Raw genomic sequence first — 23,510 nt, 5'->3', positions numbered from 1 at the left:
ATTTCAAGCCGGAGCCGATCATGGCCGTTCAGGAACTCACGCAGGACAACTTCGAATCCACCATCACCGGGAATGACATCGTCATCCTGGATTTCTGGGCGCCGTGGTGCGGCCCGTGCCAGCAGTTCGCGCCGACCTTCGAGGAAGCCTCGAACAAGCACGACGACGTCGTCTTCGCCAAGGTCAACACCGACGAGGAGCAGGGCATCGCCGGTGCCTTCCAGATCCGCTCCATCCCGACCCTGATGATCTTCCGCGAGCAGGTCATCGTGTTTTCGCAGCCGGGCGTCCTCTCCGCGGCGCAGCTGGACGAGGTGCTGGGCAAGGTGCGCGAGCTGGACATGGAGGCCGTGCGCGCCGACATCGAAAAGCAGCAGCAGGAACAGGAGCAGCAGGCCGGCGGCAACGCCTGAGCCCGGCTCCCGCCGTAACCACCTCCCGCGGCCCGTTTCCGGGTCGCTCCGTCCGCCACTCGAACCGACCCTGACAAGCCGACGAGGTCCCCCCCCGTGCTCAGCGTGATGACCCAGATGGGGGCCCTGATCGTTGCCGGGGTCGGCTGGCGGATCCTGCAGCCCGGCGGTCTGGATGCCGAAACCACCCGCCGGGTCCTCACTACGCTCGTCTATTACCTGCTGCTGCCCGCGCTGGTGCTGCAGGTCCTGTGGACTGCACCGCTGGGCCTGGACTCGGTGCGCATCGCCCTGGTGGCCGGGGCGACGGTCCTGATTACCCTGGCCGTTACTGCCGGTGCGTGCCGTGCATGCACCGCCGACCGAGCCGCAGTGGGCGCGATGCTGCTGGCCGCCGCCTGGCCCAACGCGACCTATCTGGGCCTGCCGATCCTCGACAGTCTGTTCGGCGAGGCGGGGCGCGCGGTTGCCATCCAGTACGACCTGTTCGCCTGCCTGCCGCTGGTGCTGACCCTGGGCGTGGTCCTCGCGCGCCGCTACGGCGACGGCCGCATGCCGCCGGTGCATCCGCTGCGCGGCCTGTTGTCGGTGCCGTCGATCTGGGCCGCCCTCGCCGGTGTCACCCTGAACCTGGGCGGGGTGCCGCAGACGGTCTGGCTGGAGGAGTGGCTGGGACTGCTGGCGGATTCGGTGTCGCCGCTGATGCTGTTCGCTCTGGGCCTGGCACTGGTCTTCCACCGCTTTCACGGGCGCGACGCCCGCCCGCTGGCGGTCGTCGTGGTGATCCAGCTGCTGCTGGCGCCGGCGGTGGCGCTGGGACTGGTGTGGCTGCTGGGCATGGAGGGGATCCCCGCGACCGGGACGGTGCTGGAGGCGGCCATGCCGGCGATGGTGCTGGGGCTGGTGTTCTGTGACCGCTTCGGGCTGGATACCGGGCTGTACGCGGCCGCGGTGACCCTGACCACGGCCCTTTCGCTGGTTACCCTGCCGCTGTGGTTCGCCCTGGCCGGCGGTCTTCTGGGGGGATGAGCCTCAGGATTCCTCGCCGAAGCGGTCCGCGACCAGTTCGGTCAGGGCATCCAGCGCCGCCTCGGCATCCTCTGCGCCGTCGGTGCGGATCGTGATCTCCGAGCCCTGCGCGGCGGCCAGCATCATCACCCCCATGATGCTCTTGCCGTTCACTTCCTGTTCGTTGCGTGCGACGGTGACGTCGGCGGTGTACTGGCTGGCGAGGCCGACGAACTTCGCGGCGGCCCGGGCATGCATGCCCAGCCGGTTAACGATGGGAACTGCGCGCTGCGGCATCGCTGGATTCCTGGTCGCAGAGAAGGATTCCGTCATGGCCCCCGGACAGCGCCTTGTTGACCAGTTCGCTCAGGGGCAGATGGCGGTAGTTGAGTACGCGGACGAGCATCGGCAGGTTGACGCCCGCGATCACGCGCGCGTTGTGTCCGCGCGCCACGCGGCTGGCCACGTTGGCCGGCGTGGAGCCGAACATGTCGGTCAGGACCAGCACACCGGCACCGCTGTCGAGGGTTTCCATGCGGGCGCGCGCCTGCGCCTGAATATCGTCCGGATCGTCGCTTTGCGACATCGCCATGGACTCGCAGTCCTCGGGCAGGTCTCCCAGCATGCTCTGCGCGGTCTGCAGGAGTGTGTCGCCCAGGTTTTGATGCGTGATCAGGATCAGACCGACGCCCATGGAACTACTCCGTTTCAGGGGAGAGAGAATCGAGCTCGCGATGACGGGTGCTAACAGTAACATGTTCCCGCTCGCGCCACGCAGCCGCCAGCCGTTCCACCAGGTAGACCGAGCGGTGGCGCCCGCCGGTGCAGCCGATGGAGACCGTGGCATAGCTGCGATGGTCCGCCACCAGCCGCGGGATCCAGGTGTCGAGGAAGCCGTGGATGGATTCGAGCATCGCCCCGACCTCGCCGTGGCTGTCGAGGAAACCCGCCACCGCCGGATCCAGCCCGGTCAGCGGCGCCAGTTCACGCTCGTAGTGGGGGTTGGGCAGACAGCGCACGTCGAACACGAAATCGGAATCCAGCGGCGAGCCGTGCTTGAAGCCGAAGGACTGGAACAGCAGGGACAGGCCGGCGGTCTCGCGGCTGCCGACCCGGCCCCGCAGCGTGCGCGCGAGGTCATGCATCGACAGCCGGCTGGTGTCCACGGTCAGGTCGGCCTCCACCGCCACGTGCCCCAGCCAGGTCCGTTCCATGCCGATCGCTTCCACCAGCGGGATGCCGTCGCGAGCCAGCGGATGCCGCCTGCGGGTCAGGTGGTAGCGGCGCAGCAGGACCTCGTCGGAGGCATTGAGGAACAGCACCTCGACCTCCAGGCCCGATCCGCGCAGCTCGCCCAGCAGCTTGCCGAAGCCGCTGAGGGCGTCGAGGCCCGAACGGACGTCCACGCCCACGGCCAGGTGGCGGTCACCGCCGGTGTCGTAATGGCCGCTGCGGACCTTCTCCACCAGTTCCGGCAGCATCGGCAGCGGAAGGTTGTCGACGCAGAAGTAGCCGGCGTCCTCCAGGGTATGCAGGGCGACGGTCTTGCCGGAACCCGACAGACCACTGACCAGCAGCAGACGCATGTCGGTCAGCCCTCGGGATCGGGGTTGGGGACCGTGGTGCTGGGCCCGCCGATGTGGAAGATGGACTCCTCCTGCTGATCCTCGCCCATCTGGCGCCGCTGGCGGGCGCGCAGGTCGTCCCCGGCGATGTAGCCCTGCATGTGCAGCAGGTGATTGCGGACCGCGGCCTCGATCATGACCGCGATGTTGCGCCCCGGCGCCACCGGCAGGCTGATCAGCGGGATGCGCAGGCCGAGGATCTCGCTTTCGCCGCGACGCCCGTTCAGACGATCGTCCGGCACCGGCGAGGGCTCGTTGTGGTCGCGCAGATCGATGATCAGGCGCAGATATTTGCCGCCCTTGATCGCCGAGTCGCCGTACATCGCGCGGATGTTGAGCACGCCCAGGCCGCGCACCTCGAGCAGGTCCTGGAGCAGGGCGGGGCAGTGTCCGCGCACGATATCGGGGGCAATGCGCGCGAATTCGGGGGCATCATCGGCGATCAGCCGATGGCCCCGTGAGATCAGTTCCAGCGCTACCTCGCTCTTGCCGACGCTCGACGCCCCCGAGATCAGCACGCCGATCCCGAGGATCTCCATGAACACCCCGTGGCGCACCTCGAAATGAGCGAGGCGCTGCTGCAGGAAATAGCGGAGCAGGGCGATGACTTCGTGCGAGGAGGTGCGAGTGCACAGTATCACTGGTAGAGGGTCGTCACCAGCGTGGGGCATGCGCGGGAACGGGCAGGTGTCCTCGGCGAAAATCACCATGGTGGTGCCGGTGCGGGCCATCTCCAGCACAAGGTGGTCACGCTGTTCGTCGGACAGGCCGGCGATGTAGCGGGCCTCGTAGTCGCCGATGACCTGGATGCGGTTGGGGCGGATCAGGTTGAGATGGCCGGCCAGCGGCAGGTCGCCATCGCCGACTCCCAGGAGTTCGCGGTCGCCCGCGGCCTCCTCCCCGTGGACGTAGCGCAGGTCCAGACGGCTCCCCATCGCCCGCGTGAGCGCGGCGATGGTGATGTTGCTCGCGGTGCCGTCGCCTGCCGCCTCCGCCCGGTCGGCCATGGTCAGGTGTCTCCCAGGGCCCGGGTGAGGGCCTGCTGGACCCCCGCGCTGTCCGCGGCGCGCCGGATGCCGGCGAGGGTGTCCGGCTGCGACAGGCCGCGTGCGAGCTGGGCCAGCAGGTCCAGGTGTTCGCTGGTGGCCTCTTCCGGCACCAGCAGGGCGATCAGGATGTCCACCGGTTCGTGGTCCATGGCCTCGAAATCCACGCCCTGATCCAGACGCAGGACCGCGATGCGGGGCGTATCCAGCTCGGCCAGACGGCCGTGCGGAATCGCCACGCCATGGCCGAGCCCGGTGGAGCCCAGTTTTTCGCGGGCCGACATGGCTTCGAACGCGGCGCTGGCCGCCAGCCCGTCCGCGGCCCCGTCCACCAGCAGATCGGCGAGGGTTTCCAGCGCTCGTTTCTTGCTGGAGCAGTCGGCTTCCAGTCCGATGCGCTCCGGGGTGATGAGCTCGGCCGGGTTCATCGGTTTACGGGGTCTGTTCGCGGTTGCGCTGGTGGCCTTCGGCGCGATGATGGTCCTTGACCTTCTCCTTGTGCTTGATCAGCTGGCGGTCGACCTTGTCGATCAGGCCGTCGATGGCGGCGTACATGTCGTCGTGGCTGGCCTCGGCGTGGATGTGGTTGCCGGTGACCTGCAGATTCGCTTCCGCCTTGTTGTGCAGCTTCTGCGTCTTCTCGTGGGTCAGCACCACGTGCACGTCGATCACCTTGTCGAAGTGGCGTTCCAGCTTCTGGAATTTCTCGTTGACGTAGTCGCGCAGGGCGTCGGTGATTTCGACGTGGTGTCCGGTGAGGTTGATCTGCATGGGTCAGGCTCCTTTCGGTTTGCTTCCGGTCGGCATGGCGGCCATCTGGCGGCGTTCGCTGGAGGATGGCAGGTTCATGCCCTCCCGGTATTTGGCCACGGTACGTCGGGCCACGTTGATGCCCCGATCCGCCAGGATCTGGGCGAGGCGGGAATCGCTGAGCGGTTTGCCCGGCGTTTCCTCTTCGATGAGTTCGCGGATCATGGCACGAATCGCGGTCGCGGAGCATTCCCCGCCGTCGCTGGTGCCCACGTGACTGGAGAAGAAATACTTGAATTCGAACACTCCGCGGGGGGTGTGCATGTATTTCTGCGTGGTCACCCGCGAGATCGTGGACTCGTGCATCTCCAGGGCTTCGGCGATGTCGCGCAGGATCAGCGGCTGCATCGCCACCTCGCCGTGTTCCAGGAACCCCTGCTGGCGTTCGACGATCGCTCGCGCTACGCGCAGCAGGGTGTCGTTGCGGCTGTGCAGGCTCTTGATGAACCACCGCGCCTCCTGCAGCTGGTCGCGCATGAATGCGCTGTCGCGGGCATCGGAGACCTGGCGGACCATGCCGGCGTAGAGGTCGTTGACGCGAATGCGCGGGGCGATCTCGGGATTCAGGTCGACCTGCCAGCCCTGGTCGGTATGACGCACGTAGACATCCGGGACCACGTATTCCGGCGGCGTCTCGCTGATCTGGGCGCCGGGGCGCGGGTTGAGCGTACGGATCAGGTCCAGGGCCGCGGCCAGCTCGTCGGCATCGCGCACGCCGCTCTGGCGCTGCAGTGCCTTGTAGTCACGCCGGGCAAGGGCGTCCATGCCGTGTTCCAGGACCGCGCGCGCGGCTTCGCGCGAGGGCGCGTCCGGCGCCAGCTCGCCCAGCTGGACCTCCAGGCACTCGCGCAGATCCAGCGACCCGACCCCGAGGGGGTCGCAGTGCTGCAGCCAGTGGCGCACTGCCTCCACCTCGTCGGTGCCGACCGGGGTGTCCTCGCCCTGACTGATGGTGTCGGCCAGGGTCTCGACGTCCCCCTCGAGGTAACCGTCGCCGTTGATGGTGTCGATCAGGGCGGCGCCGATGCGCTGGTCACGCGGGGTCAGGTGCGACAGATGCAGCTGCCACAGCAGGTGGTCCTGCAGGCCACCGCCATCGTCGTCCGAGGTGTTTTCCAGGGGATCGCGGTCGTCCAGTCCGCGCGGGCTGGCGCTGGCGTCGTAGATGTCTTCCCAGCGGGTGTCGGTCACCAGTTCGTCGGGGATGACATCCTCCGAACCGCCGGCGTCCACCGTTTCGCCGGTGCCGGCGGCGGCATCGCTGGCGGTCTCGTTCTCGCCCTCGGTGCCGGGGTCCGGGGTTTCTTCGCCATCGGCGCCGAGTTCGTCGTCCTCGGCCTGTTCCAGCATGGGGTTGCTTTCCAGCGCCTGCTGGATCTCGGCCTGGAGCTCCAGCGTCGAGAGCTGCAACAGCCGGATGGCCTGCTGCAGCTGCGGCGTCATGGTCAGCGTCTGACCGAGCTGCAGGTTCAGCCCGGGCTTCAGCATGAGTTGGGAGAGGCGTTGTTCACCATAAGTGAATAGTAATCCCTTGTTGTGGCCTTGTGCACCGGCCGGATGTGGCGATCGGTGTCACAGGCGGAAATTTTCGCCGAGGTAGACCTCGCGCACGCGGGCATCGTCCAGCAGTTCCTCCGGCGTTCCCGCGCTCAGAAGGTGCCCCTCGCTGAGGATGTAGGCGCGGTGGCAGATGCCCAGGGTCTCGCGCACGTTGTGGTCCGAGATTAGTACGCCGATGCCGCGTTCGGCCAGGTGGCGGATCACTTCCTGGATCTCGCTGACCGAGATCGGGTCGACCCCGGCGAAGGGTTCGTCCAGGCAGATAAACCGCGGATCACCGGCCAGCGCACGGGCGATCTCGGCGCGCCGCCGTTCGCCTCCGGACAACGCGATGCCGGGGCTGTGGCGCACGGTTTCGAGCTGGAATTCCTCGATCAGGGCATCGCCGATGCGGCGGCGCTCGTGGCGGTCCAGTCCGGGCCGCAGTTCCAGCACTGCCTGCAGGTTGTCCTGGACCGACAGGCGGCGGAAGATCGAGGCCTCCTGCGGGAGATAGCCCAGCCCGGCGCGGGCGCGTTCGTGGATGGGGGCCTGCGTGATGTCGCGCCCGCCCAGGGTGATGCGCCCGGTATTGGGCCGGATCAGGCCGACCAGACTGTAGAAACAGGTGGTCTTGCCGGCCCCGTTGGGTCCCAGCAGGCCGACCACCTCGCCGGGCACCAGGTCCACGTCCATTGCGTCCAGCACGGTACGCTGGCCATAGCGCTTGCTCAGCTCGCGGGCGACCAGATGGCCGTCGGCCGCGGGCCTCATGGATCGTCCTCGCGTGGCTGCAGGCGGATGTGCACGCGCTCGTCGTCGGTGTCGCCGCGTTCCGCGCGGATCACGTCGCGCTCGAGGTCATAGGTGATGCGCTGCCCGCGGGCATCCTCGGCGGCGGTGATGACGCGCGCCCGTTCGGTCAGGATCACGCGTTCCTCGTCGAGGAAATAGTCGATGCGCAGCCCTTCGGCGATGCGCATCTCGCCGGTCTCGGGATCGGGCGACTCCAGGCGTGCGGGCTCGCCGTGGGCCTCGATCTCGTAGGGGCGGCGCTCGCGCATGTGCACGATCACGCGGTCTGCTTCCAGCGTGGCATCGCCGCGCACCACGATTACGTCGCCGGTGTAGGTGCCGGTGCCCGCGCGTTCGTCCATCTCGGCGTGGTCCGCGGTGATCTCCACCGGCAGGGCATCCTCGCGGCCGGTCGCCGGCGGGGCCGCCAGGATCAGTGCGAGTACGCCCGCTACGGCAAGCAGCGGGGCCGGTCGGCGGATGCCCGCGCGGCGATGTTCGGTTGTGGCCGGGTTCATTCCGGGCGGTCCTCCTGCGGCAGGTCGCTGTACAGCGTGTAGACCTCGGCGAGCAGTTCAATGGTATCCGCTTGCGGGTCGGCGCGCAGGCCGGTACCCCGCTGGAACAGTCCCGGCTGTTCCAGAGTGCTCGACGCCGACGAGGTCGTCAGCCGGGTGTCCAGCGCCACGCGCACGTCGCGCGACTCGATCACCGTGCGCACGCGCTCGTTGCGTTCGGGGCTCACGCCGCGGGTGTGGCCGAAGGTATGCAGCAGTTCGCGATCGGGCTGATGCGCCGCGCGCGGGGCCCGCCAGGTCCAGTTCAGGCCCCGCTGGTCCAGCAGATCCAGCTCCGGGTCATCGATGAACTGGACCGCATCCCGGTCGTATTCGCGCAGCCGCGCCCCCTGCAGGCGGTGGGTGGGCCGCCCGTCCTCGCCAGTGACATGCGCGGTAAACCCCTCGATCTGCAGCGTGGGTTCGGCGTCGGCCGCGGGTTCGGCAGGCGGCTCGGCCGCTGTCGGCCCGGCGAGCAGGAGCCCGGTGGTCAGCAGCCAGGCGGCGAGCAGGGCGCGACGCGGATCCGGGCTCATGCGTGCAGGTAGCTTTCGAGCACGGCCTCGAGGCGGCCGCGCGCGGCCAGCAGGTCCTCGCAGACTTCGCGCACCGCGCCGCGCCCGCCACCGGCCGTGGTGACCCACTGCGCGTGCTGGCGCACGAACGGATGGGCGTCGCCGACCGCGATGCCCAGGGCAACCCTGCGCATCGCCGGCAGATCGACCACGTCGTCGCCCACGAACGCGGCCTCGGCGGCGCGGTGCCCGGTCTGCTCCAGCAATTGCGCCAGCGCGGCGCCCTTGTCCCGCCGGCCCTGGATGCAGTGACGGATGCCCAGATCCCGCAGGCGATGCTCCACGACCGCCGACTGCCGCCCGGTGAGGATTGCGACCTCCAGCCCGTCGTCCATGGCCATGCGCAGGCCGTGGCCGTCGCGGCTGTGGAAGGCCTTGTACTGTTCGCCACCGTCGCCGAGAAACAGCGCGCCGTCGGTCAGCACGCCGTCGACGTCCAGGATCAACAGTCGGGTGGTCCGCTGCAGGGTGGAAAGGTCGGTTTCGGTGTTCATCAGGCCACCCCCGCGCGCAGCAGGTCGTGCATGTTGATGACCCCCTGCAGGCGGCGGTCGGCGTCGGCCACCGGCAGGGCGTTGATCCGGCGGCTCTCCATCATCTCCAGGGCCTCGGCCGCCAGCCAGTCGGCACCGGCGGTGTGGCCGTCGCGGGTCATGACCTCGCCGATGGTCAGGCTGTCGAGGCTGTGGCCGAGGTCCAGGGTGCGGCGCAGGTCGCCGTCGGTGAAGACCCCCAGGATCCGGTCCTCCGGGTCGCTGACGATCACCAGCCCCAGCCCCTTGCGGGTGATCTCGAACAGCGCATCCTTCAGCGGCGCGTCTGGTGCGATGCGCGGGATCGCTTCGCCGGTATGCATGATGTCGCCGACGTGGATCAGCAGGCGACGCCCGAGGCGGCCGCCGGGATGCGAGCGGGCGAAGTCGTTCGCGGTGAAGCCGCGCGCGTCCAGCACCGCCACCGCCAGGGCATCGCTCATCGCCAGGGCCGCGGTGGTGCTGGAGGTCGGCGCCAGCCCCAGCGGGCAGGCCTCGTGTTCCACGCTGACATCCAGGTGTACGCTGGCATCGGTGCCCAGGCGCGAGCCGGGGTTGCCGGTCATCGCGATCAGCGGGACGTCCAGGCGTCGGATCAGCGGCAGGATGGTGAGGATCTCGTCGGTCTCGCCGGAGTTCGACAGGGCGATCACTACGTCGTCGCGGGTGATCATGCCGAGATCGCCGTGGCTGGCCTCGCCCGGATGCACGAAGAACGCCGGCGTGCCGGTGGAGGCGAGGGTGGCCGCCAGCTTGCTGCCGATGTGGCCGGACTTGCCCATGCCGGTAACCACCACCCGCCCGCGACAGGCGAGGATGTGCCGGCAGGCCGCGAGGAAGGCGTCGTCGATGCGCGCGGTGAGGCCGCGCACCGCGTCGGCCTCATTTTCGAGGACGGCCAGTGCAAGCTTGCGGGTTGTGTCGGGGTTCAGATCCATGCCGGTGCCGTGATTGCGAGAGTCACAAGGTAGCCGCTGAAGGCCAGAAGGAGAAGGGCTCCGTGCCAGCGGGTGATGCGTCCCGAGCCGAAGCGGGCGGCCAGCAGCACCGCCACGGTCAGGGCCAGCATCACCGGATAGTCACGGGTCAGCACTGCGGGTTCCACCGCCAGCGGCGCGATCAGGGCGGGTACCGCCAGCACCGCCAGCAGGTTGAACAGATTGGAACCGACGACGTTGCCGAGGGCCATGCCGGTTTCGCGGCGCAGCGCGCTGGCCACGGTGGTGGCCAGTTCCGGCAGACTGGTGCCGATCGCGACCAGGGTCAGGCCGATCAGCAGTTCGCCGGCTCCCAGGGCGGTGGCGATCTCGACTGCCCCCCAGACCAGCGCCTGGCTGCTCGCCAGCAGCACCACCAGACCGCCGGCGAGCCACCCCAGGGCGGTCGGGAGACCGCCGGGCGTGGCCGCCGGCGGGGGCGGGGCCAGCCCGGGGTCGGACTCCGGGGGCGTGCCGGGGTGGCGGGCCGCGCGGATCATCCAGACCACGACCGCGATCAGGCCGGCCAGCATGATCACCCCTTCCGCCCGCGCCAGCCGGCCGTCCAGCAGCAGCAACAGCACACCGAGCGTGGCCAGCAGCAACAGTGGCAGTTCGCGTCGTACCAGCCCGTGACCGGCGATGATCGGGGCGATCAGGGCGGCCAGCCCGAGTACCAGTCCCAGGTTGGCGATGTTCGAGCCGATCGCGTTGCCCACCGCCAGCCCCGGCGCTCCCTGCAGGCTGGCCAGCAGCGAGACGATGATCTCCGGGGCCGAAGTGCCGAAGGCGACTACGGTAAGGCCGATCAGCACCGGCGAGACCCCGAGCCCGCGCGCCAGGCCGGCGGCGCCGAACACGAAGCGATCGGCACTGGCGGCGAGCAGCACGAGACCACCGACGACGGCGAGCAGCGGCAGCAGCATGCGTGGTCCGGTCGCCCCCTATCGATTGCCGACCCGCAGGCGCTCGAGGCACTCCGGGGTCGTGACCCGGGGTTGCCAGTCGAGTTCCCGGCGTGCGCGCGTGCAGTCCAGGACCAGCGGGCCGTCGAGCCCGCGCACCCAGCCCGGATCACCGGCCCGTGCGCTCAGGCGCCAGGCCAGCGGGTGCAGTCTGCGAATGAGGCCGGCGGGTACCGGCAGGGTCAGGCGCCGACCGTAACGGGCCATGGCACGCAGCGACCACACCGGTTCGGTGCCCAGGTTGAAGCAGCCCGGGGCGCGGCGGGTGACCGCGGCGGCGATTGCCCGCGCGGCGTCTTCTTCCCACAGGATCTGCACCGGCGCGTCGATCCCGGCCGGGTGAAGGCGGCTGCGGGCGATCCGCTGCAGCAGCGGGTGGGCATGCGGCCCGACTACCGCGGGCGGCCGCAGGACGGTGGAGACCAGATCGGGATAGTCGCGCCCCGTGGCCTCCAGGGCCTGTTCGGTGGCGACCTTGTCCTCGGCGTAGGGGAAGCGCGGGCGCAGCGGCCGGTCCTCGTCCAGGGGGACGGGCGAGTCCGGCCACGGGCCGTAGACCGCGGCGCTGGAGAGGAACACTACATGGCGCACACCGGCCTGTGCGGCGGTCGCGAAGACCGACCGCGACAGTTCCACGTTCTGCCGGCGCACCCAGTCGCGGTCGTGGCGCTGGCGTCCGCCGTGCCCGCCCATCAGCTGGAAGGCCAGATGCACCAGGGTATCGGTCCCGGCGAGGTCTTCGGGCGTCAGTTGCGCCAGATCCTTCTGGCGCAGGTCGTAGCGGTCCGCCGGCAGGGTCGCGGCCCCGGGGAAGTCCGCCGGTTCGCGATCCAGGGCAATGATCCGCTCCACCTCCGGGGTGTGCAGCAGTTCGGGCAGCAGGACCCGGCCGATGCGACCGGCTGCGCCGGTGACGGCAACGCGCATGCGGTTATCGGGTCGGGGCGGGGCCATCGAGGAATTCCGGCATGACCTCTTCGGCGAAGCAGCGCATGGACTCCTCCGCCAGTTCGCGCGGCACGGCCCCGGCGCCGAAAGCCAGCAGCAGGTGATCCACGCCCGCCTCGCGCAGGGCCTCGATGCGCTCGCGGCATTCCTCGGGGGTGCCGACCAGCGTCATGCCCAGCATGTCGAGGATCTTCAGGTTGATCCCGGCCTTGACCAGGTGGCGGAAGCGGCCCAGCGAGCGGTAGTAGTCGTAGCCCTCGATCAGGCGTTCCAGCACCGGCAGGGTCTGCCGGAACATGTTGCGGTAGAACCATTCGAACGCGGGCTTGGCCTCACGCCGGGCGCGCTTGCCGTCCGGCAGGCACAGCACGCCGAGGGTCATGCCCACGCGCGGCGGGTGCGGGGTGTCGCCGCCGGCATGGGTCCAGCCCTCGCGGTACAGGCGGATGTCCTCGCGGATCATCTGCCACGGCTTGAACGGGCCGGCCAGCGCACCGATGCCCTGTTCCGCCGCCCAGGTGAACGACTCGGGACTGACCGCGGCGGTCCACAGCGGCGGGTGCGGGTCCTGCAGCGTTGCCGGCATCACCGGGACGTCGTCGAGGTGGTGGAAGGGCCCGTGCTGAGTGATGCGGCCGGTGGCGAAGGCCTGGCGCAGGGCATCCAGGCCGGCATCGACCCGGGCGCGGCCCTCGCTCATCTCGGCGCCGAATGTGGCATATTCCGGCGGCGAGAAGCCGCGGCCGATGCCCAGCTCCAGGCGGCCGCCGGAGAGCTGGTCGAGCATGCCGACGCGCTGCGCGACCCGCAGCGGGTGGTGATAGGGCAGGGGCACGACCCCCAGCCCCAGGCGCAGGTTCCGGGTGCGCTGGCTGGCCGCGGCCAGCACCAGGTCCGGTGCGGTGGAATGCGAGAACTCCGGCATCAGGTGGTGTTCCACCAGCCACGCGGTGTTGAATCCGAGGGTGTCGGCGAGGTCCCACAGTGCAAGGGTGTCCTCGATCGCGCGGTGTTCGTCGATATCGAGGAATTCGGGGACCGAGATCTCGTGGAAGAGGTCGAAGTACATCGGGAAACTGTGCCGCGCCACCGGGGTGCTGGCAAGTCGCAACGGGGGAGGGGCATGACGGCAGGAGATCCAACGGACGCGGCCACCGAAGGGATGCGCGTACAGGTTCAGCCGGCCGCGGTCGCCCGGCCGGGTACGCCGGCCTGGGACGGGTATTTCCCGGCCAGTCTGCCGCTGGACTGGCAACTGGCCTATCTCGGCCATTTTCGCTCGCGGGTGTTCGTGCCCGGGGTGCTGGGGGCCGACGGGGCGCTCTCCGCCCCGTTCGGGGACTGGGACGACGCGGTGCCGCCCAATCTGCGCGTCACCGTGAGCTGGCCGCCGGAGACCGAGGCCACGGCCGGAGTCGCCGGCCTGACGGGTCTGGCACGGGTCCTCGGCGAGCGTCTCGAGGGGGTCGCGTTCGAGCCGGGGGCGGCCGTCGAGGCGGCGGTTGCCGGGCTGCGGGGTGCGGGCCTGGAGCGCCTGCAGGTGGCAGGGCCGGGCGAATCCGTGGGGTTGCCCGGGGTCGACGAAGCGGTGTGGTACCCGCAGCTCCATGCCGGAGAGGGGCCGGGGTTCTGGCGTCTGCGTCCTGCGGGCGATCCGGATCCCGCCGACTGGCGCGTGCTGGTGGAGGCCGTGGCCGGATGCAGCCCCGCAGGGGCGGTGCCGGTGTTCCTCGAGGCCTCGCCGGGCGTGCTCGACGGTGTGCGCACCATCGCGAAACTGTTGGGGAAACACTGATCAATGTACACGGTGGTTTGACGCACCGTGCGGCCGGGGCCAGACTCCGGCGTCCATGCATGCGCCGCGCCGCGAGGGACGCCGCGTCCGCATCCCGGGAGACTCGAATGTGAGCCAGTCCGCATCCGCCGAAACGCCGCACATCGTGGTGGAGGACCTGCATTTCCGTCGTGGCCGGAAGCCCATCTTCGATGGTCTTTCGCTGGAGGTGCCGCGCGGGCGCGTGACGACCGTGATGGGCCCCAGCGGCAGCGGCAAGACCACGCTGCTGCGGCTGATCGGCGGCCAGCTGCGACCGGATGCGGGACGCATCCTGGTCGATGGCGAGGAGATCGGGCGGCTTTCCACACGCCGGCTGTACGCGGTGCGCAAGCGCATGGGGCTGCTGTTCCAGACCGGGGCCCTGCTGACCGATCTGTCGGTGTTCGAGAATGTGGCCTTCCCGCTGCGCGAGCACACCGAGCTGCCCGAGGATATCCTGCGGACCCTGGTGCTGATGAAGCTGGAGGCGGTCGGTCTGCGCGCGGCGCGCGACATGGACCCGGCCGAGCTGTCCGGCGGCATGGCCCGGCGCGTGGCGCTGGCACGGGCACTGGCGCTGGATCCGGAACTGATCATGTACGACGAGCCGTTCACCGGCCTGGATCCCATCACCATGGGCCAGATCGTGACCCTGATCCGGCGCACCAACCACAGTCTCGGGCTCACCAGCGTGCTGGTGTCGCACGACGTGAATGAGGCCATGAGCATCTCCGATCACGTGGTGCTGATCGCCGAGGGGCGCGCGGTGGATGCCGGGCCGCCGGATGCGCTGCAGGCGCGGGCCTCCGACTGGTCGGCCCAGTTCCTGGAAGGCCGGCCGGATGGTCCGGTGCCGTTCCATTACCCCGGGGCCTCGTATCAGGACGATCTGCTGGACGCGGGAGGGCGCAACCATGATTGACGCGATCGCGTCGGTCGGGCGCTTCAGCCTGGATGCGCTGGCGGTGCTGGGGCGGGCCTCGATGTTCCTGCTGCGGATCTTCGCCGCGCTGGATGCCGTGGTGCGGCGCTTCGGCCTGACCGTGTGGCAGGTCTACTCGGTGGGTGTGCGCTCGGTGCTTATCGTGGTGGTTGCCGGGCTGTTCGTGGGCATGGTGCTGGCGTATCAGGGCTACATCACCCTGGTGGACTTCGGTGCCGCCGAGGCCCTGGGCGGCGTGGTCGCGCTGTCACTGGTGCGCGAGCTGGGCCCGGTGGTGACCGCGCTGTTGTTCGCCGGACGCGCCGGCTCCGCGCTGACCGCCGAACTCGGCCTGATGAAGACCACCGAGCAGCTCTCGGCGATGGAGATGATGGCGGTGAACCCCTACCGCCGGGTGTTCGCGCCGCGCTTCGTCGCCGGGTTCCTCTCCATGCCGCTGCTCGCCGCGATGTTCAGCGCGGTGGGCGTCATGGGCGGTTACATCGTCGGGGTGGGTCTGCTGGGCGTGGACAGCGGTGCGTACTTCTCGCAGATGCAGGCGGTGACCGACTGGAACGAGGATGTCATGTCGGGGGTCATCAAGAGCATCGTGTTCGGCTTCGTGGTCAGCTGGATCGCGGTGTTCCAGGGCATGGATGCCACGCCGACCTCGGAAGGCATCTCGCGCGCGACCACGCAGACCGTGGTGGTCTCCTCGCTGGCGGTACTGGGGCTCGATTTCATCCTGACCGGGCTGATGTTCGGCGGGAACTGAGGAGTGGAGAAGCAACCATGAAGATGCGTTTCGTCGAGCTGGCCGTCGGGGTGTTCGTGCTCCTGGGCGTGGCGGCGCTGTTCTATCTGGCGGTGCAGGTCAGCAACATTACCGATTACCGCGACGGCGACACCTACGAGGTGACCGCCTACTTCTCCAACGTGGGCGGGCTGAAGGTGCGCGCGCCGGTCAACATCTCCGGGGTGCGGGTCGGGCGCGTGGCCGACATCCGCTACGACCCCGAGGCCTTCGAGGCGAAGGTGACCCTGGCCATCCGTTCGGAACACGACTATTTGCCGGCGGACACCCAGGCGAGTATCCATACCGCAGGACTGCTGGGCGAACAGTACGTCGCGCTGGAGCCGGGTGGCGACTACGATACCCTGCAGGACGGTGACCGGATCCTGTTCACCCAGTCGGCCGTGGTCCTCGAGAACCTGATCGGCCGGTTCATGACCAACATGGGGGATGACTGAGTCATCCTGGCCACCCAATACCGAGGGAGTGTGCCATGCGTTTGTTGCCGAATTTCGTTCGTTCCCCGCGTACCGCGCCGGCATGGCTGGCCGCGACGGCCCTGCTGCTGGCGACGCTGGCCCCGGCCGCCCAGGCCGAAAGCCCGGCGCAGATGATGGAGCGCTCGGTGGACGAGGTTTACAAGGTCCTGCGCGAGAATGAAGATCGCGCGCAGGAGGAGCCCGAGTTCGTGATCGAGGTGCTGCGCGAGTACGTGCTGCCGCATGTCGACGTGGACGGGATGGCGCGGCTGGTGCTGGCGCGCCACTGGCGTGATGCGTCCGACGAGCAGCGTGAGCGTTTCACCGAGGCGTTCACGACCACCCTGCTGCAGGTCTACGGGGTGCAGCTGGCGGATCACCTGGACAAGGAGGTGCGCATCATCGAACGGCGCTCGCGCGAGGACGACCGCATGGCGGTGGTGGCCAGCGAGATCGTGATGGGCTCCGGGCAGTCCAATCTGCAGGTCAATTACCGCCTGCGCCCGGTCAACGGCGAATGGAAGGTGTTCGATGTGGAGGCCGAGGGGCTGTCCTTCGTCGGCAATTTCCGCAGCCGCTTCGGGGACGAGATCGCCAGCAACGGGCTCGAGGAGCTGATCGCACGCCTGGAGGATGGTGACGAGGAGCTGATCGAGGAGGCGGTGGACGACGTGGCCGAGGAGACCGACGCCGCGGAGGACCGGTGAGCGACGCCCGGATTACCGCCGATGACGCGGGCCTGGTCCTGCGCGGTCATCTGACCTTCGTGACCGTGCCGGGGCTGGAGCGCCAGGTGCGCCCGTTGTGGCAGGGCCTGCCCGAACATGCCCGGGTGGCGCTGGGCGACACCGGGCGCATCGACAGTGCCGGTCTGGCATTTCTGGTGACTCTGTGGCGCCAGGCCCGGCACCGGGGGCATTTCCTGGTGTTCGAGCCGGTGCCCGCACGGCTGGAGCCCCTGCTGGAACTGTACGACCTGCGGGGCGTGATCAGCGAATCCGCGGCGAAGGCGGCGGATCCGCCCGGCTGCCACTGACTGGCCCGGGGCGGGGCGCCGCGCGCCGGCGACGCAGTTTCGTTATCATTGCGGGTTTTGCCGGTCCGCTCCTGGCCCGGCTTGCGAACCGGGCAATACATGGACAAGCTCATCATCACCGGCGGCGAGCCCCTGGACGGTCAGGTCTGGGTCTCCGGCGCCAAGAACGCGGTACTCCCCATCCTGTCGGCGACGCTGCTGGCCGACAGCCCCATGGTGATCGGCAACGTGCCGCACCTGCAGGACGTGACCACCACCATGGAGCTGCTGGGGCGCATGGGCGTGAGCCTCACGGTGAACGAGCGCATGCGCATCGAGGTGGATCCCACCACCCTGACCCAGTGTGTTGCGCCCTACGATCTGGTCAAGACGATGCGTGCGTCCATCCTGGTGCTGGGGCCGCTGCTGGCGCGCTTCGGCGAGGCCGAGGTGTCCCTGCCCGGCGGCTGCGCGATCGGCTCGCGGCCGGTGAATCTGCATCTGCGCGGGCTGGAGGCGCTGGGTGCCGAGATCGACGTCGATGGTGGCTACATCCATGCGCGGGCCGGACGCCTGCAGGGCGCGCGGGTGGTGTTCGACCAGGTCACCGTCACCGGCACCGAGAACCTGCTGATGGCGGCGACCCTGGCCGAGGGGGAGACGCTGATCGAAAATGCCGCCCGCGAGCCCGAGGTGGTGGACCTGGCGGACTGCCTCACCGCGATGGGGGCGAAAATCCGCGGTGCCGGGACCGACACCATCCGGGTCGAAGGCGTGGAACGCCTGCATGGCTGCGATTACGACGTGATGCCCGATCGCATCGAGACCGGGACCTTCCTGGTCGGGGCCGCCATGACCCGTGGGCATGTGCGCACCCGCAACACCCGGCCGTCGCTGCTCGACGCGGTACTGGCCAAGCTGGACGAGGCGGGCGCCCGGGTGGAGACCGGTTCGGACTGGATCGATCTGGACATGCGGGGGCGTCGCCCGCGGGCGGTGAATCTGCGGACTGCGCCGTTTCCCGCGTTCCCGACCGATATGCAGGCGCAGATGATGGCCATGAACACAGTGGCCGAGGGGACCGGTTCGGTGGTGGAGACGGTGTTCGAGAACCGCTTCATGCACGCGCTGGAACTGCAGCGTATGGGCGCCCGGATCACCATCGAGGGGAACACCGCGATCGTCGAGGGCGTGGAGCAGCTGGTCGGTGCGCCGGTGATGGCCACCGACCTGCGCGCCTCGGCCAGCCTGATCCTCGCCGGTCTGGTCGCCGAGGGGGAGACCGCCGTGGAGCGCATCTACCATATCGATCGCGGTTATGAATGCATCGAGGAAAAACTGAGCCAGATCGGCGCAACGATTCGCCGGGAGCCTGCCTGACATGATGGACGCCAATACCCTGACCATTGCCCTGTCCAAGGGGCGCATCCTCGAGGATACCCTGCCGCTGCTGGCACAGGCGGGGATCGAGCCGCTGGAGGATCCGGACAAGACGCGCAAGCTGATCCTCGACACCACGCGCGAGGACGTGAAGATCGTGGTGGTGCGGACCACCGATGTGCCGACCTACGTACAGCACGGTGCCGCCGCGGTGGGAGTGGCGGGAAAGGACGTGCTGATGGAGCACGGGGCCGCCGGGCTGTACGAGCCGCTCGACCTGGGCATCGCGCGCTGCCGCATGATGCTGGCCGGCCACCCGGGGCAGCAGCCGGACCCGGGCACGCGCCTGCGGATCGCGACCAAGTTCGTGAACATCGCGCGTAATTATTTCGCCAGCCAGGGACGCCAGGTGGAGATCGTCAAGCTCTACGGCTCGATGGAGCTGGCGCCGCTGGTGGGTCTGGCCGACTACATCGTGGATCTGGTGGATACCGGCAATACGCTGCGCGCCAACGGCCTGGAGCCGCTGGAGGAGATTGCCCCCATCAGTTCCCGGTTGATCGTGAATCAGGCAGCCATGAAGATGAGACATGGACTGATTCAAAATCTCATTGAGAACCTGCGCGAGGCCGTGACGCCCGCGACGACGTAACCGAGACTGCCATGACCGCCGATACCGACGACCTCAGGATCCGTGACATCCAGGAGGTGTCCGCTCCGGACACCGTGCGCGACGAACTGCCGATCACCGATGCGGCATCCGACACGGTGTACGAGGCCCGCCAGGCCTGCCATCGGATCCTGCATGGCGAGGACGACCGCCTGCAGGTGATCGTGGGCCCCTGCTCGATCCACGACGTGGATGCCGCGCTGGACTATGCCGACCGCCTCAAGCCCCTGCGCGACGAACTCTCCGATGCGCTGAACATCGTGATGCGGGTGTATTTCGAGAAACCGCGTACCACGGTGGGATGGAAGGGCCTGATCAACGATCCGGATCTGGACGGCAGCTTCCACATCAACAAGGGGCTGCGCGTGGCACGCGGGCTGCTGCGCGATCTGGCGGTCAAGGGCATGCCCGCGGCCACCGAGTACCTCGACCTGATCAGCCCGCAGTACATTGCCGACCTGGTCGCCTGGGGCGCGATCGGCGCCCGTACCACCGAGAGCCAGGTGCATCGCGAGCTGGCCTCCGGGTTGTCGTGCCCGGTGGGCTTCAAGAATTCCACCGACGGCAGTCTGCGGGTGGCGATCGACGCGATCCGTTCGGCGTCGCGGCCGCACCACTTCCTGTCGGTCACCAAGGCCGGGCGTTCGGCGATCTTCTCCACCGCCGGTAACGACGATTGCCACATCATCCTGCGCGGTGGCAGGCAGCCCAATTACGATGCCGAAAGCATCGACCAGGCGTGCCGGGAGCTGCAGATGGCCGAGCTGCCCGAACAGGTGATGGTGGACTGCAGCCACGCCAACTCGCGCAAGGACCCGGCGCAGCAGATGGAGGTCGCGCGGGTGCTGGGCGAGCAGATCGCCGGGGGGGATCGCCGGATCATCGGGGTGATGCTGGAAAGCCATCTCCTCGGCGGGCGCCAGGATATCCTCCCGGGGCAGCCGCTGAACTACGGCCAGAGCATTACCGACGCCTGCATGGGCTGGGATGACTCCGAGGCCACCCTGCGCGGGCTGGCGGAAGCCGTGCGCGCGCGCCGCAAGCACAACACCCCGGCCTGACGCCCGGGCACGAGGACACGCCATGCCTTCGATCAAGCGACTCGATACGCGGGACACCGGATTCGCAACCGAACTGGAGCGCCTGCTCGCCTGGGAGTCCGGCGAGGAGGCCGGGGTGCGCGACGCGGTGCGCGAGATCCTCGATGCGGTGAAGGCCGAGGGGGACGCCGCGGTGCTGCGCTATACCGAGCGCTTCGACCGCCTGGAGCGCGACTCGGTCGCCGGGCTGGAAGTGCCGCAGCAACGCCTGCAGGCGGCGCTGGAGGCGATACCCGCTGCGCAGCGCGAGGCGCTGGAGACGGCCGCCGAACGCATCGGCGAATACGCCCGACACCAGTCGATGCAGGACTGGCAGTTCACCGACGCCGACGGCACGGTGCTGGGGCAGCGGGTGACCCCGCTGGACTCGGTGGGGCTGTATGTGCCGGGCGGCAAGGCCGCCTATCCATCCTCGGTGCTGATGAATGCGGTGCCCGCCCGGGTGGCCGGTGTCGGCCAGCTGATCATGGTGGTGCCGGCGCCGGACGGCGAGCTGAACGACCTGGTCCTGGCAGCCGCGGCGGTCGCCGGTGTCGACCGGGTGTTCACCGTGGGCGGTGCCCAGGCGGTAGGGGCGCTGGCCTACGGGACCGCGACCATCCCGGCGGTGGACAAGATCGTCGGCCCCGGCAACATCTTTGTCGCCGCGGCCAAGCGCGAGGTCTTCGGTACCGTCGGGATCGACATGATCGCCGGTCCGTCGGAGATCCTGGTGGTCTGCGACGGCGAGACCGATCCCGAGTGGATCGCGGCCGACCTGTTCTCCCAGGCGGAGCACGACGAGCAGGCCCAGTCGATCCTGGTGTCCTGGGACCATGCCTTTCTCGATCGGGTGAACGAGGCCATGGACCGCCTGCTGGAGGAAATGCCGCGTGCCGACATCATTCGCACGAGTCTGCAGAATCGGGGCGCGTTGATCGCCGCGCGCGACCTCGACGATGCGGTTGCGGTGGCCAATCGGGTCGCCCCCGAACACCTGGAGCTCTCGCTGGCTGACCCGCAGGCGGCGCTGGACGCCGGGCTGCGGCACGCCGGCGCGGTGTTCATGGGCCGTCATACCTCCGAAGCCCTGGGCGACTACTGCGCCGGGCCCAACCACGTTCTGCCGACCTCGCGCACCGCGCGTTTCTCGTCACCGCTGGGGGTCTACGACTTCCAGAAACGCTCCAGCATCATCCAGTGTTCGCCCGAAGGCGCGGCGCGGCTGGGGCGCACCGCTGCGGAACTGGCCCATGGCGAGGGGCTGACCGCGCACGCACGTTCCGCGGAACTGCGGCGGGAATCGTGAGCGCGGGCCGCCACGACCGGCCGGAAGACCTGATGCGCCCGGAGGTTCTGGCGCAGCCGGCCTACGCGGTGGCGGATGCCACGGGGCTGCTCAAGCTGGACGCGATGGAAAATCCGTGGCCCTGGCCGGGCGAGCTGGAGGCCGCCTGGCTGGAAGCCCTGAGCGAGCCCGAGCTCAATCGCTACCCGGATGCCGCGGCGCGCGATCTGGCGGCGCGCGTGCGTGCGGTTGAGGCGGTGCCCGAGGGCGCCGGACTGATGTTCGGCAACGGCTCCGACGAGCTGATCCAGATTCTGATCCAGGCAGTGGCCGGCAGCGGACGGCCGGTGATTGCGCCCGAGCCCGGATTCGTGATGTACGGCGTGCTGGCGCGCGCGCTGGGTGTGCCCTTCCGCGGCGTGTCCCTGCGGCCCGACTTTGCCCTCGACCTGGATGCCCTGCTGGCGGCGATCCGCGAGGAGCAGCCGGCGATCGTGTTCCTGGCCCATCCCAATAATCCGACCGGTCGTCTGGAAGACCCCGCGACGGTGCAGGCGGTGATCGAAGCCAATCCCGGCATCACCGTGGTGGACGAGGCCTACGCGCCGTTCGCCGGACACAGCTTCATGCCACAGGCCGGGGGTACCGCAGGCCTGCTGGTGATGCGGACGGTGTCAAAGCTCGGCCTGGCGGGTACCCGGCTGGGCTACCTGGCGGCGGAGCCTGCCTGGATCGATGCGCTGGACCGGCTGCGTCTGCCCTACAATATCAACACCCTGACGCAGCGCAGCGTCCGCTTTGCCCTGGATCATCGTGACGTACTGGACGGCCAGGCGCGCGCGATCGTGGCCGAGCGCGAGCGCCTGCTGCAGGCCCTGGAGGCGCTGGCCGGCGTCACCTCGGTGGTGCCGTCGCAGGCCAATTTCGTCCTCTTCCGGGTCGGGGAGGGGCAGGGTGCGGCGGTGTTCGCCGGGCTGCGCGAGCGGGGCGTGCTGATCAAGGACGTGGGCCGTGCGCATCCGTTGCTGGCCGACCACCTGCGGGTCACCGTGGGCCGTCCGGAAGACAACGACCGTTTTCTCGAGGCGCTGGAGGCCGCGCTGGCGCGGAGCTGAGACTGCGTTTTCCGGGGCGGCGTGCGCCTGGCGTCAGATGGGGCGCTGGGCGACTTCTGCTGCCAGGTCGTGGCGGTCGCCGGCGCGCTCGATGCGGATGTCCAGCGACTCGCCCGGCGCCGTGCGGGCGATGATGTCGAGGGCATCGCGCGGGGATTCCACCCGGTCACCGTTGAGGTGAGTAATCACGTCCCCGGGCTCGATGCCAGCTTCGGCCGCCGGTCCGTCGCGTAGCACACCGGCAACCAGTACCCCCAGGGCATCCTCGACACCGAACGAGCGGGCGAGGTCCGGGCTCAGGGACTGGACCTCGATCCCCAGCCAGCCGCGCGTTACATAGCCCTGTTCGATGATCTGGGTCATCACGTCACGGGCCAGATCCGCCGGGATCGCAAAGCCGATCCCGTGGGAGCCGCCGGAGCGGGAAAAGATCGCGGTGTTGATCCCCACCAGCTCGCCGTGCGCATTGATCAGCGCCCCGCCCGAATTGCCGGGATTGATGGCGGCGTCGGTCTGGATGAAATCCTCGAAGGTGTTGATGCCCAGACGGTTGCGGCCGGTGGCCGACACGATGCCCTGGGTCACGGTCTGGCCCACCCCGAACGGATTGCCGATGGCGAGGACCACATCGCCCACCCGCAGATCGCTGGACCGTCCGAGGGGGGCGACCGGCGGCTCCTCGGTCTCCACCCGCAGCACCGCCAGGTCGGTGTCCGGATCGATCCCGATGATCTCCGCGGGCAGCGCCCGATCATCGGGCAGGACCACCGCGATCGCCTCGGCTTCTTCGATCACGTGATGGTTGGTCAGTATGTGCCCCTGCCCGGTCATGATCACGCCCGAGCCCAGGCTGGATTCCTCGCGTTCGCCGGGCGGCGGGACCCGCCGGCCGAAGAATTCCTCCAGCAGCATGCCCGGGTCCGGCTCCACGGTGCGCGAGGCCATGATGTTCACCACGGCCGGGGCCGAGCGTTCCACGGCCGGCGCATAGGAGGCGGGCGCGGATGCGGCATCCTCGGCCGGGGTTGCCACCCGGTCCACGGCCGTGCCGTCCTCGCCGGTACCGAGCCAGTCCGGGAAGAACACCGCGATCGCCACCGCGATCAGGACGCCGGTCGCCGCAGCTTGCAGGAAGAAGCGAGAAAAATTCACCATATGGGGC

At 69.1% G+C, this 23,510-nt stretch carries 29 protein-coding genes; 13 read left to right on the top strand and 16 right to left on the bottom strand.

The window, feature by feature from the left end:
- Positions 1-20: 20 nt before the first annotated feature.
- Together trxA and D577_RS0110420 are read left to right on the top strand one after the other, a co-directional pair.
- On the top strand, positions 21-413 hold the full coding sequence (trxA, locus tag D577_RS0110425; RefSeq protein ID WP_018869826.1) for a thioredoxin: 393 nt from the start codon (positions 21-23) through the stop codon (positions 411-413).
- 96 nt (positions 414-509) lie between these two features.
- Complete coding sequence (locus D577_RS0110420) at positions 510-1,442, top strand: AEC family transporter (protein WP_026289012.1); 933 nt, start codon at positions 510-512, stop codon at positions 1,440-1,442.
- Between the two features lie 3 nt (positions 1,443-1,445).
- Here the strand turns inward: D577_RS0110420 and D577_RS0110415 are convergent, their stop codons facing one another.
- The 15 genes from D577_RS0110415 to D577_RS0110345 all read right to left on the bottom strand — a co-directional run bounded on the left by D577_RS0110415 (position 1,446) and on the right by D577_RS0110345 (position 12,860).
- Positions 1,446-1,718, bottom strand: coding sequence for an HPr family phosphocarrier protein (locus tag D577_RS0110415; protein ID WP_018947417.1), 273 nt, complete (start codon positions 1,716-1,718; stop codon positions 1,446-1,448).
- On the bottom strand, positions 1,690-2,115 hold the full coding sequence (locus D577_RS0110410) for a PTS sugar transporter subunit IIA (protein ID WP_018869829.1): 426 nt from the start codon (positions 2,113-2,115) through the stop codon (positions 1,690-1,692). The genes D577_RS0110415 and D577_RS0110410 overlap by 29 nt, the downstream gene beginning before the upstream one ends.
- A gap of 4 nt (positions 2,116-2,119) precedes the next feature.
- On the bottom strand, positions 2,120-3,007 hold the full coding sequence (gene rapZ / locus D577_RS0110405; RefSeq protein ID WP_018947416.1) for an RNase adapter RapZ: 888 nt from the start codon (positions 3,005-3,007) through the stop codon (positions 2,120-2,122).
- 5 nt (positions 3,008-3,012) lie between these two features.
- Positions 3,013-4,053, bottom strand: a complete 1,041-nt coding sequence (gene hprK, locus D577_RS0110400) for an HPr(Ser) kinase/phosphatase (protein WP_018947415.1) — start codon at positions 4,051-4,053, stop codon at positions 3,013-3,015.
- Positions 4,054-4,055: 2 nt separating this feature from the next.
- Complete coding sequence (locus tag D577_RS0110395; RefSeq protein WP_018947414.1) at positions 4,056-4,520, bottom strand: PTS sugar transporter subunit IIA; 465 nt, start codon at positions 4,518-4,520, stop codon at positions 4,056-4,058.
- A 4-nt stretch (positions 4,521-4,524) separates the two neighbouring features.
- Positions 4,525-4,863 carry a ribosome hibernation-promoting factor, HPF/YfiA family gene (gene hpf / locus D577_RS0110390; protein ID WP_018947413.1) on the bottom strand — a complete coding sequence of 113 codons (339 nt, stop codon included), beginning with the start codon at positions 4,861-4,863 and terminating at the stop codon, positions 4,525-4,527.
- 3 nt (positions 4,864-4,866) lie between these two features.
- Positions 4,867-6,390, bottom strand: a complete 1,524-nt coding sequence (locus tag D577_RS0110385; protein ID WP_018947412.1) for an RNA polymerase factor sigma-54 — start codon at positions 6,388-6,390, stop codon at positions 4,867-4,869.
- Between the two features lie 84 nt (positions 6,391-6,474).
- Positions 6,475-7,215: an LPS export ABC transporter ATP-binding protein gene (gene lptB, locus D577_RS0110380; protein ID WP_018947411.1), complete on the bottom strand. Its 741-nt coding sequence runs from the start codon at positions 7,213-7,215 to the stop codon at positions 6,475-6,477.
- A complete protein-coding gene (gene lptA, locus D577_RS0110375) occupies positions 7,212-7,754 on the bottom strand; it encodes a lipopolysaccharide transport periplasmic protein LptA (RefSeq protein ID WP_018947410.1) in 543 nt (180 codons plus the stop codon). Before lptA ends, lptB begins: the two co-directional genes overlap by 4 nt.
- Complete coding sequence (lptC, locus tag D577_RS0110370) at positions 7,751-8,329, bottom strand: LPS export ABC transporter periplasmic protein LptC (RefSeq protein ID WP_018947409.1); 579 nt, start codon at positions 8,327-8,329, stop codon at positions 7,751-7,753. The genes lptA and lptC overlap by 4 nt, the downstream gene beginning before the upstream one ends.
- Entirely contained in the window at positions 8,326-8,862 is a 537-nt protein-coding gene (locus tag D577_RS0110365; protein ID WP_018947408.1) for an HAD family hydrolase, read from the bottom strand. Before D577_RS0110365 ends, lptC begins: the two co-directional genes overlap by 4 nt.
- Positions 8,862-9,839: a KpsF/GutQ family sugar-phosphate isomerase gene (locus D577_RS0110360; RefSeq protein WP_018947407.1), complete on the bottom strand. Its 978-nt coding sequence runs from the start codon at positions 9,837-9,839 to the stop codon at positions 8,862-8,864. Before D577_RS0110360 ends, D577_RS0110365 begins: the two co-directional genes overlap by 1 nt.
- A complete protein-coding gene (locus tag D577_RS0110355; protein WP_018947406.1) occupies positions 9,830-10,804 on the bottom strand; it encodes a calcium/sodium antiporter in 975 nt (324 codons plus the stop codon). The genes D577_RS0110360 and D577_RS0110355 overlap by 10 nt, the downstream gene beginning before the upstream one ends.
- An 18-nt stretch (positions 10,805-10,822) precedes the next feature.
- Positions 10,823-11,770 (bottom strand): NAD-dependent epimerase/dehydratase family protein, encoded by a 948-nt coding sequence (locus D577_RS0110350; protein WP_026289010.1) that lies wholly within the window; start codon positions 11,768-11,770, stop codon positions 10,823-10,825.
- Between the two features lie 4 nt (positions 11,771-11,774).
- Complete coding sequence (locus D577_RS0110345; RefSeq protein WP_018947404.1) at positions 11,775-12,860, bottom strand: LLM class flavin-dependent oxidoreductase; 1,086 nt, start codon at positions 12,858-12,860, stop codon at positions 11,775-11,777.
- A 93-nt stretch (positions 12,861-12,953) separates the two neighbouring features.
- Between D577_RS0110345 and D577_RS0110340 the strand changes: the two genes are divergently transcribed.
- The 11 genes from D577_RS0110340 (at position 12,954) to hisC (ending at position 22,348) form a co-directional block, all read left to right on the top strand.
- Positions 12,954-13,586, top strand: coding sequence for a hypothetical protein (locus D577_RS0110340; protein WP_018947403.1), 633 nt, complete (start codon positions 12,954-12,956; stop codon positions 13,584-13,586).
- A 55-nt stretch (positions 13,587-13,641) separates the two neighbouring features.
- Positions 13,642-14,529: an ABC transporter ATP-binding protein gene (locus tag D577_RS0110335; RefSeq protein WP_371180231.1), complete on the top strand. Its 888-nt coding sequence runs from the start codon at positions 13,642-13,644 to the stop codon at positions 14,527-14,529.
- Positions 14,522-15,304 (top strand): lipid asymmetry maintenance ABC transporter permease subunit MlaE, encoded by a 783-nt coding sequence (mlaE, locus tag D577_RS0110330; protein ID WP_018947401.1) that lies wholly within the window; start codon positions 14,522-14,524, stop codon positions 15,302-15,304. The genes D577_RS0110335 and mlaE overlap by 8 nt, the downstream gene beginning before the upstream one ends.
- 17 nt (positions 15,305-15,321) lie before the next feature.
- Positions 15,322-15,780 (top strand): outer membrane lipid asymmetry maintenance protein MlaD, encoded by a 459-nt coding sequence (gene mlaD, locus D577_RS0110325; protein ID WP_018947400.1) that lies wholly within the window; start codon positions 15,322-15,324, stop codon positions 15,778-15,780.
- Between the two features lie 35 nt (positions 15,781-15,815).
- Positions 15,816-16,508 (top strand): phospholipid-binding protein MlaC, encoded by a 693-nt coding sequence (locus D577_RS0110320; RefSeq protein WP_018947399.1) that lies wholly within the window; start codon positions 15,816-15,818, stop codon positions 16,506-16,508.
- A complete protein-coding gene (locus D577_RS0110315) occupies positions 16,505-16,837 on the top strand; it encodes a lipid asymmetry maintenance protein MlaB (protein ID WP_018947398.1) in 333 nt (110 codons plus the stop codon). The genes D577_RS0110320 and D577_RS0110315 overlap by 4 nt, the downstream gene beginning before the upstream one ends.
- Positions 16,838-16,936: 99 nt before the next feature.
- The gene (gene murA / locus D577_RS0110310) at positions 16,937-18,196 is read left to right on the top strand and encodes a UDP-N-acetylglucosamine 1-carboxyvinyltransferase (protein ID WP_018947397.1); all 1,260 of its coding nucleotides are present in this window, start codon (positions 16,937-16,939) and stop codon (positions 18,194-18,196) included.
- A 1-nt stretch (position 18,197) separates the two neighbouring features.
- Positions 18,198-18,848 (top strand): ATP phosphoribosyltransferase, encoded by a 651-nt coding sequence (gene hisG / locus D577_RS0110305; protein ID WP_018947396.1) that lies wholly within the window; start codon positions 18,198-18,200, stop codon positions 18,846-18,848.
- An 11-nt stretch (positions 18,849-18,859) separates the two neighbouring features.
- Positions 18,860-19,927: a 3-deoxy-7-phosphoheptulonate synthase gene (locus D577_RS0110300; RefSeq protein WP_018947395.1), complete on the top strand. Its 1,068-nt coding sequence runs from the start codon at positions 18,860-18,862 to the stop codon at positions 19,925-19,927.
- A gap of 22 nt (positions 19,928-19,949) precedes the next feature.
- On the top strand, positions 19,950-21,254 hold the full coding sequence (hisD, locus tag D577_RS0110295; protein WP_018947394.1) for a histidinol dehydrogenase: 1,305 nt from the start codon (positions 19,950-19,952) through the stop codon (positions 21,252-21,254).
- Positions 21,255-21,286: 32 nt separating this feature from the next.
- Complete coding sequence (gene hisC, locus D577_RS0110290) at positions 21,287-22,348, top strand: histidinol-phosphate transaminase (RefSeq protein WP_051073642.1); 1,062 nt, start codon at positions 21,287-21,289, stop codon at positions 22,346-22,348.
- 33 nt (positions 22,349-22,381) lie between these two features.
- Here the strand turns inward: hisC and D577_RS0110285 are convergent, their stop codons facing one another.
- Positions 22,382-23,503 carry a trypsin-like peptidase domain-containing protein gene (locus D577_RS0110285; RefSeq protein WP_026289009.1) on the bottom strand — a complete coding sequence of 374 codons (1,122 nt, stop codon included), beginning with the start codon at positions 23,501-23,503 and terminating at the stop codon, positions 22,382-22,384.
- Positions 23,504-23,510: the final 7 nt, after the last annotated feature.

This window comes from Thioalkalivibrio sp. AKL17 (genome assembly GCF_000377885.1).
Classification (GTDB): domain Bacteria; phylum Pseudomonadota; class Gammaproteobacteria; order Ectothiorhodospirales; family Ectothiorhodospiraceae; genus Thioalkalivibrio; species Thioalkalivibrio halophilus.
The sequence above is the reverse complement of the archived record's forward strand: the minus strand, read 5'-3'. Positions and strand labels throughout refer to the sequence as shown.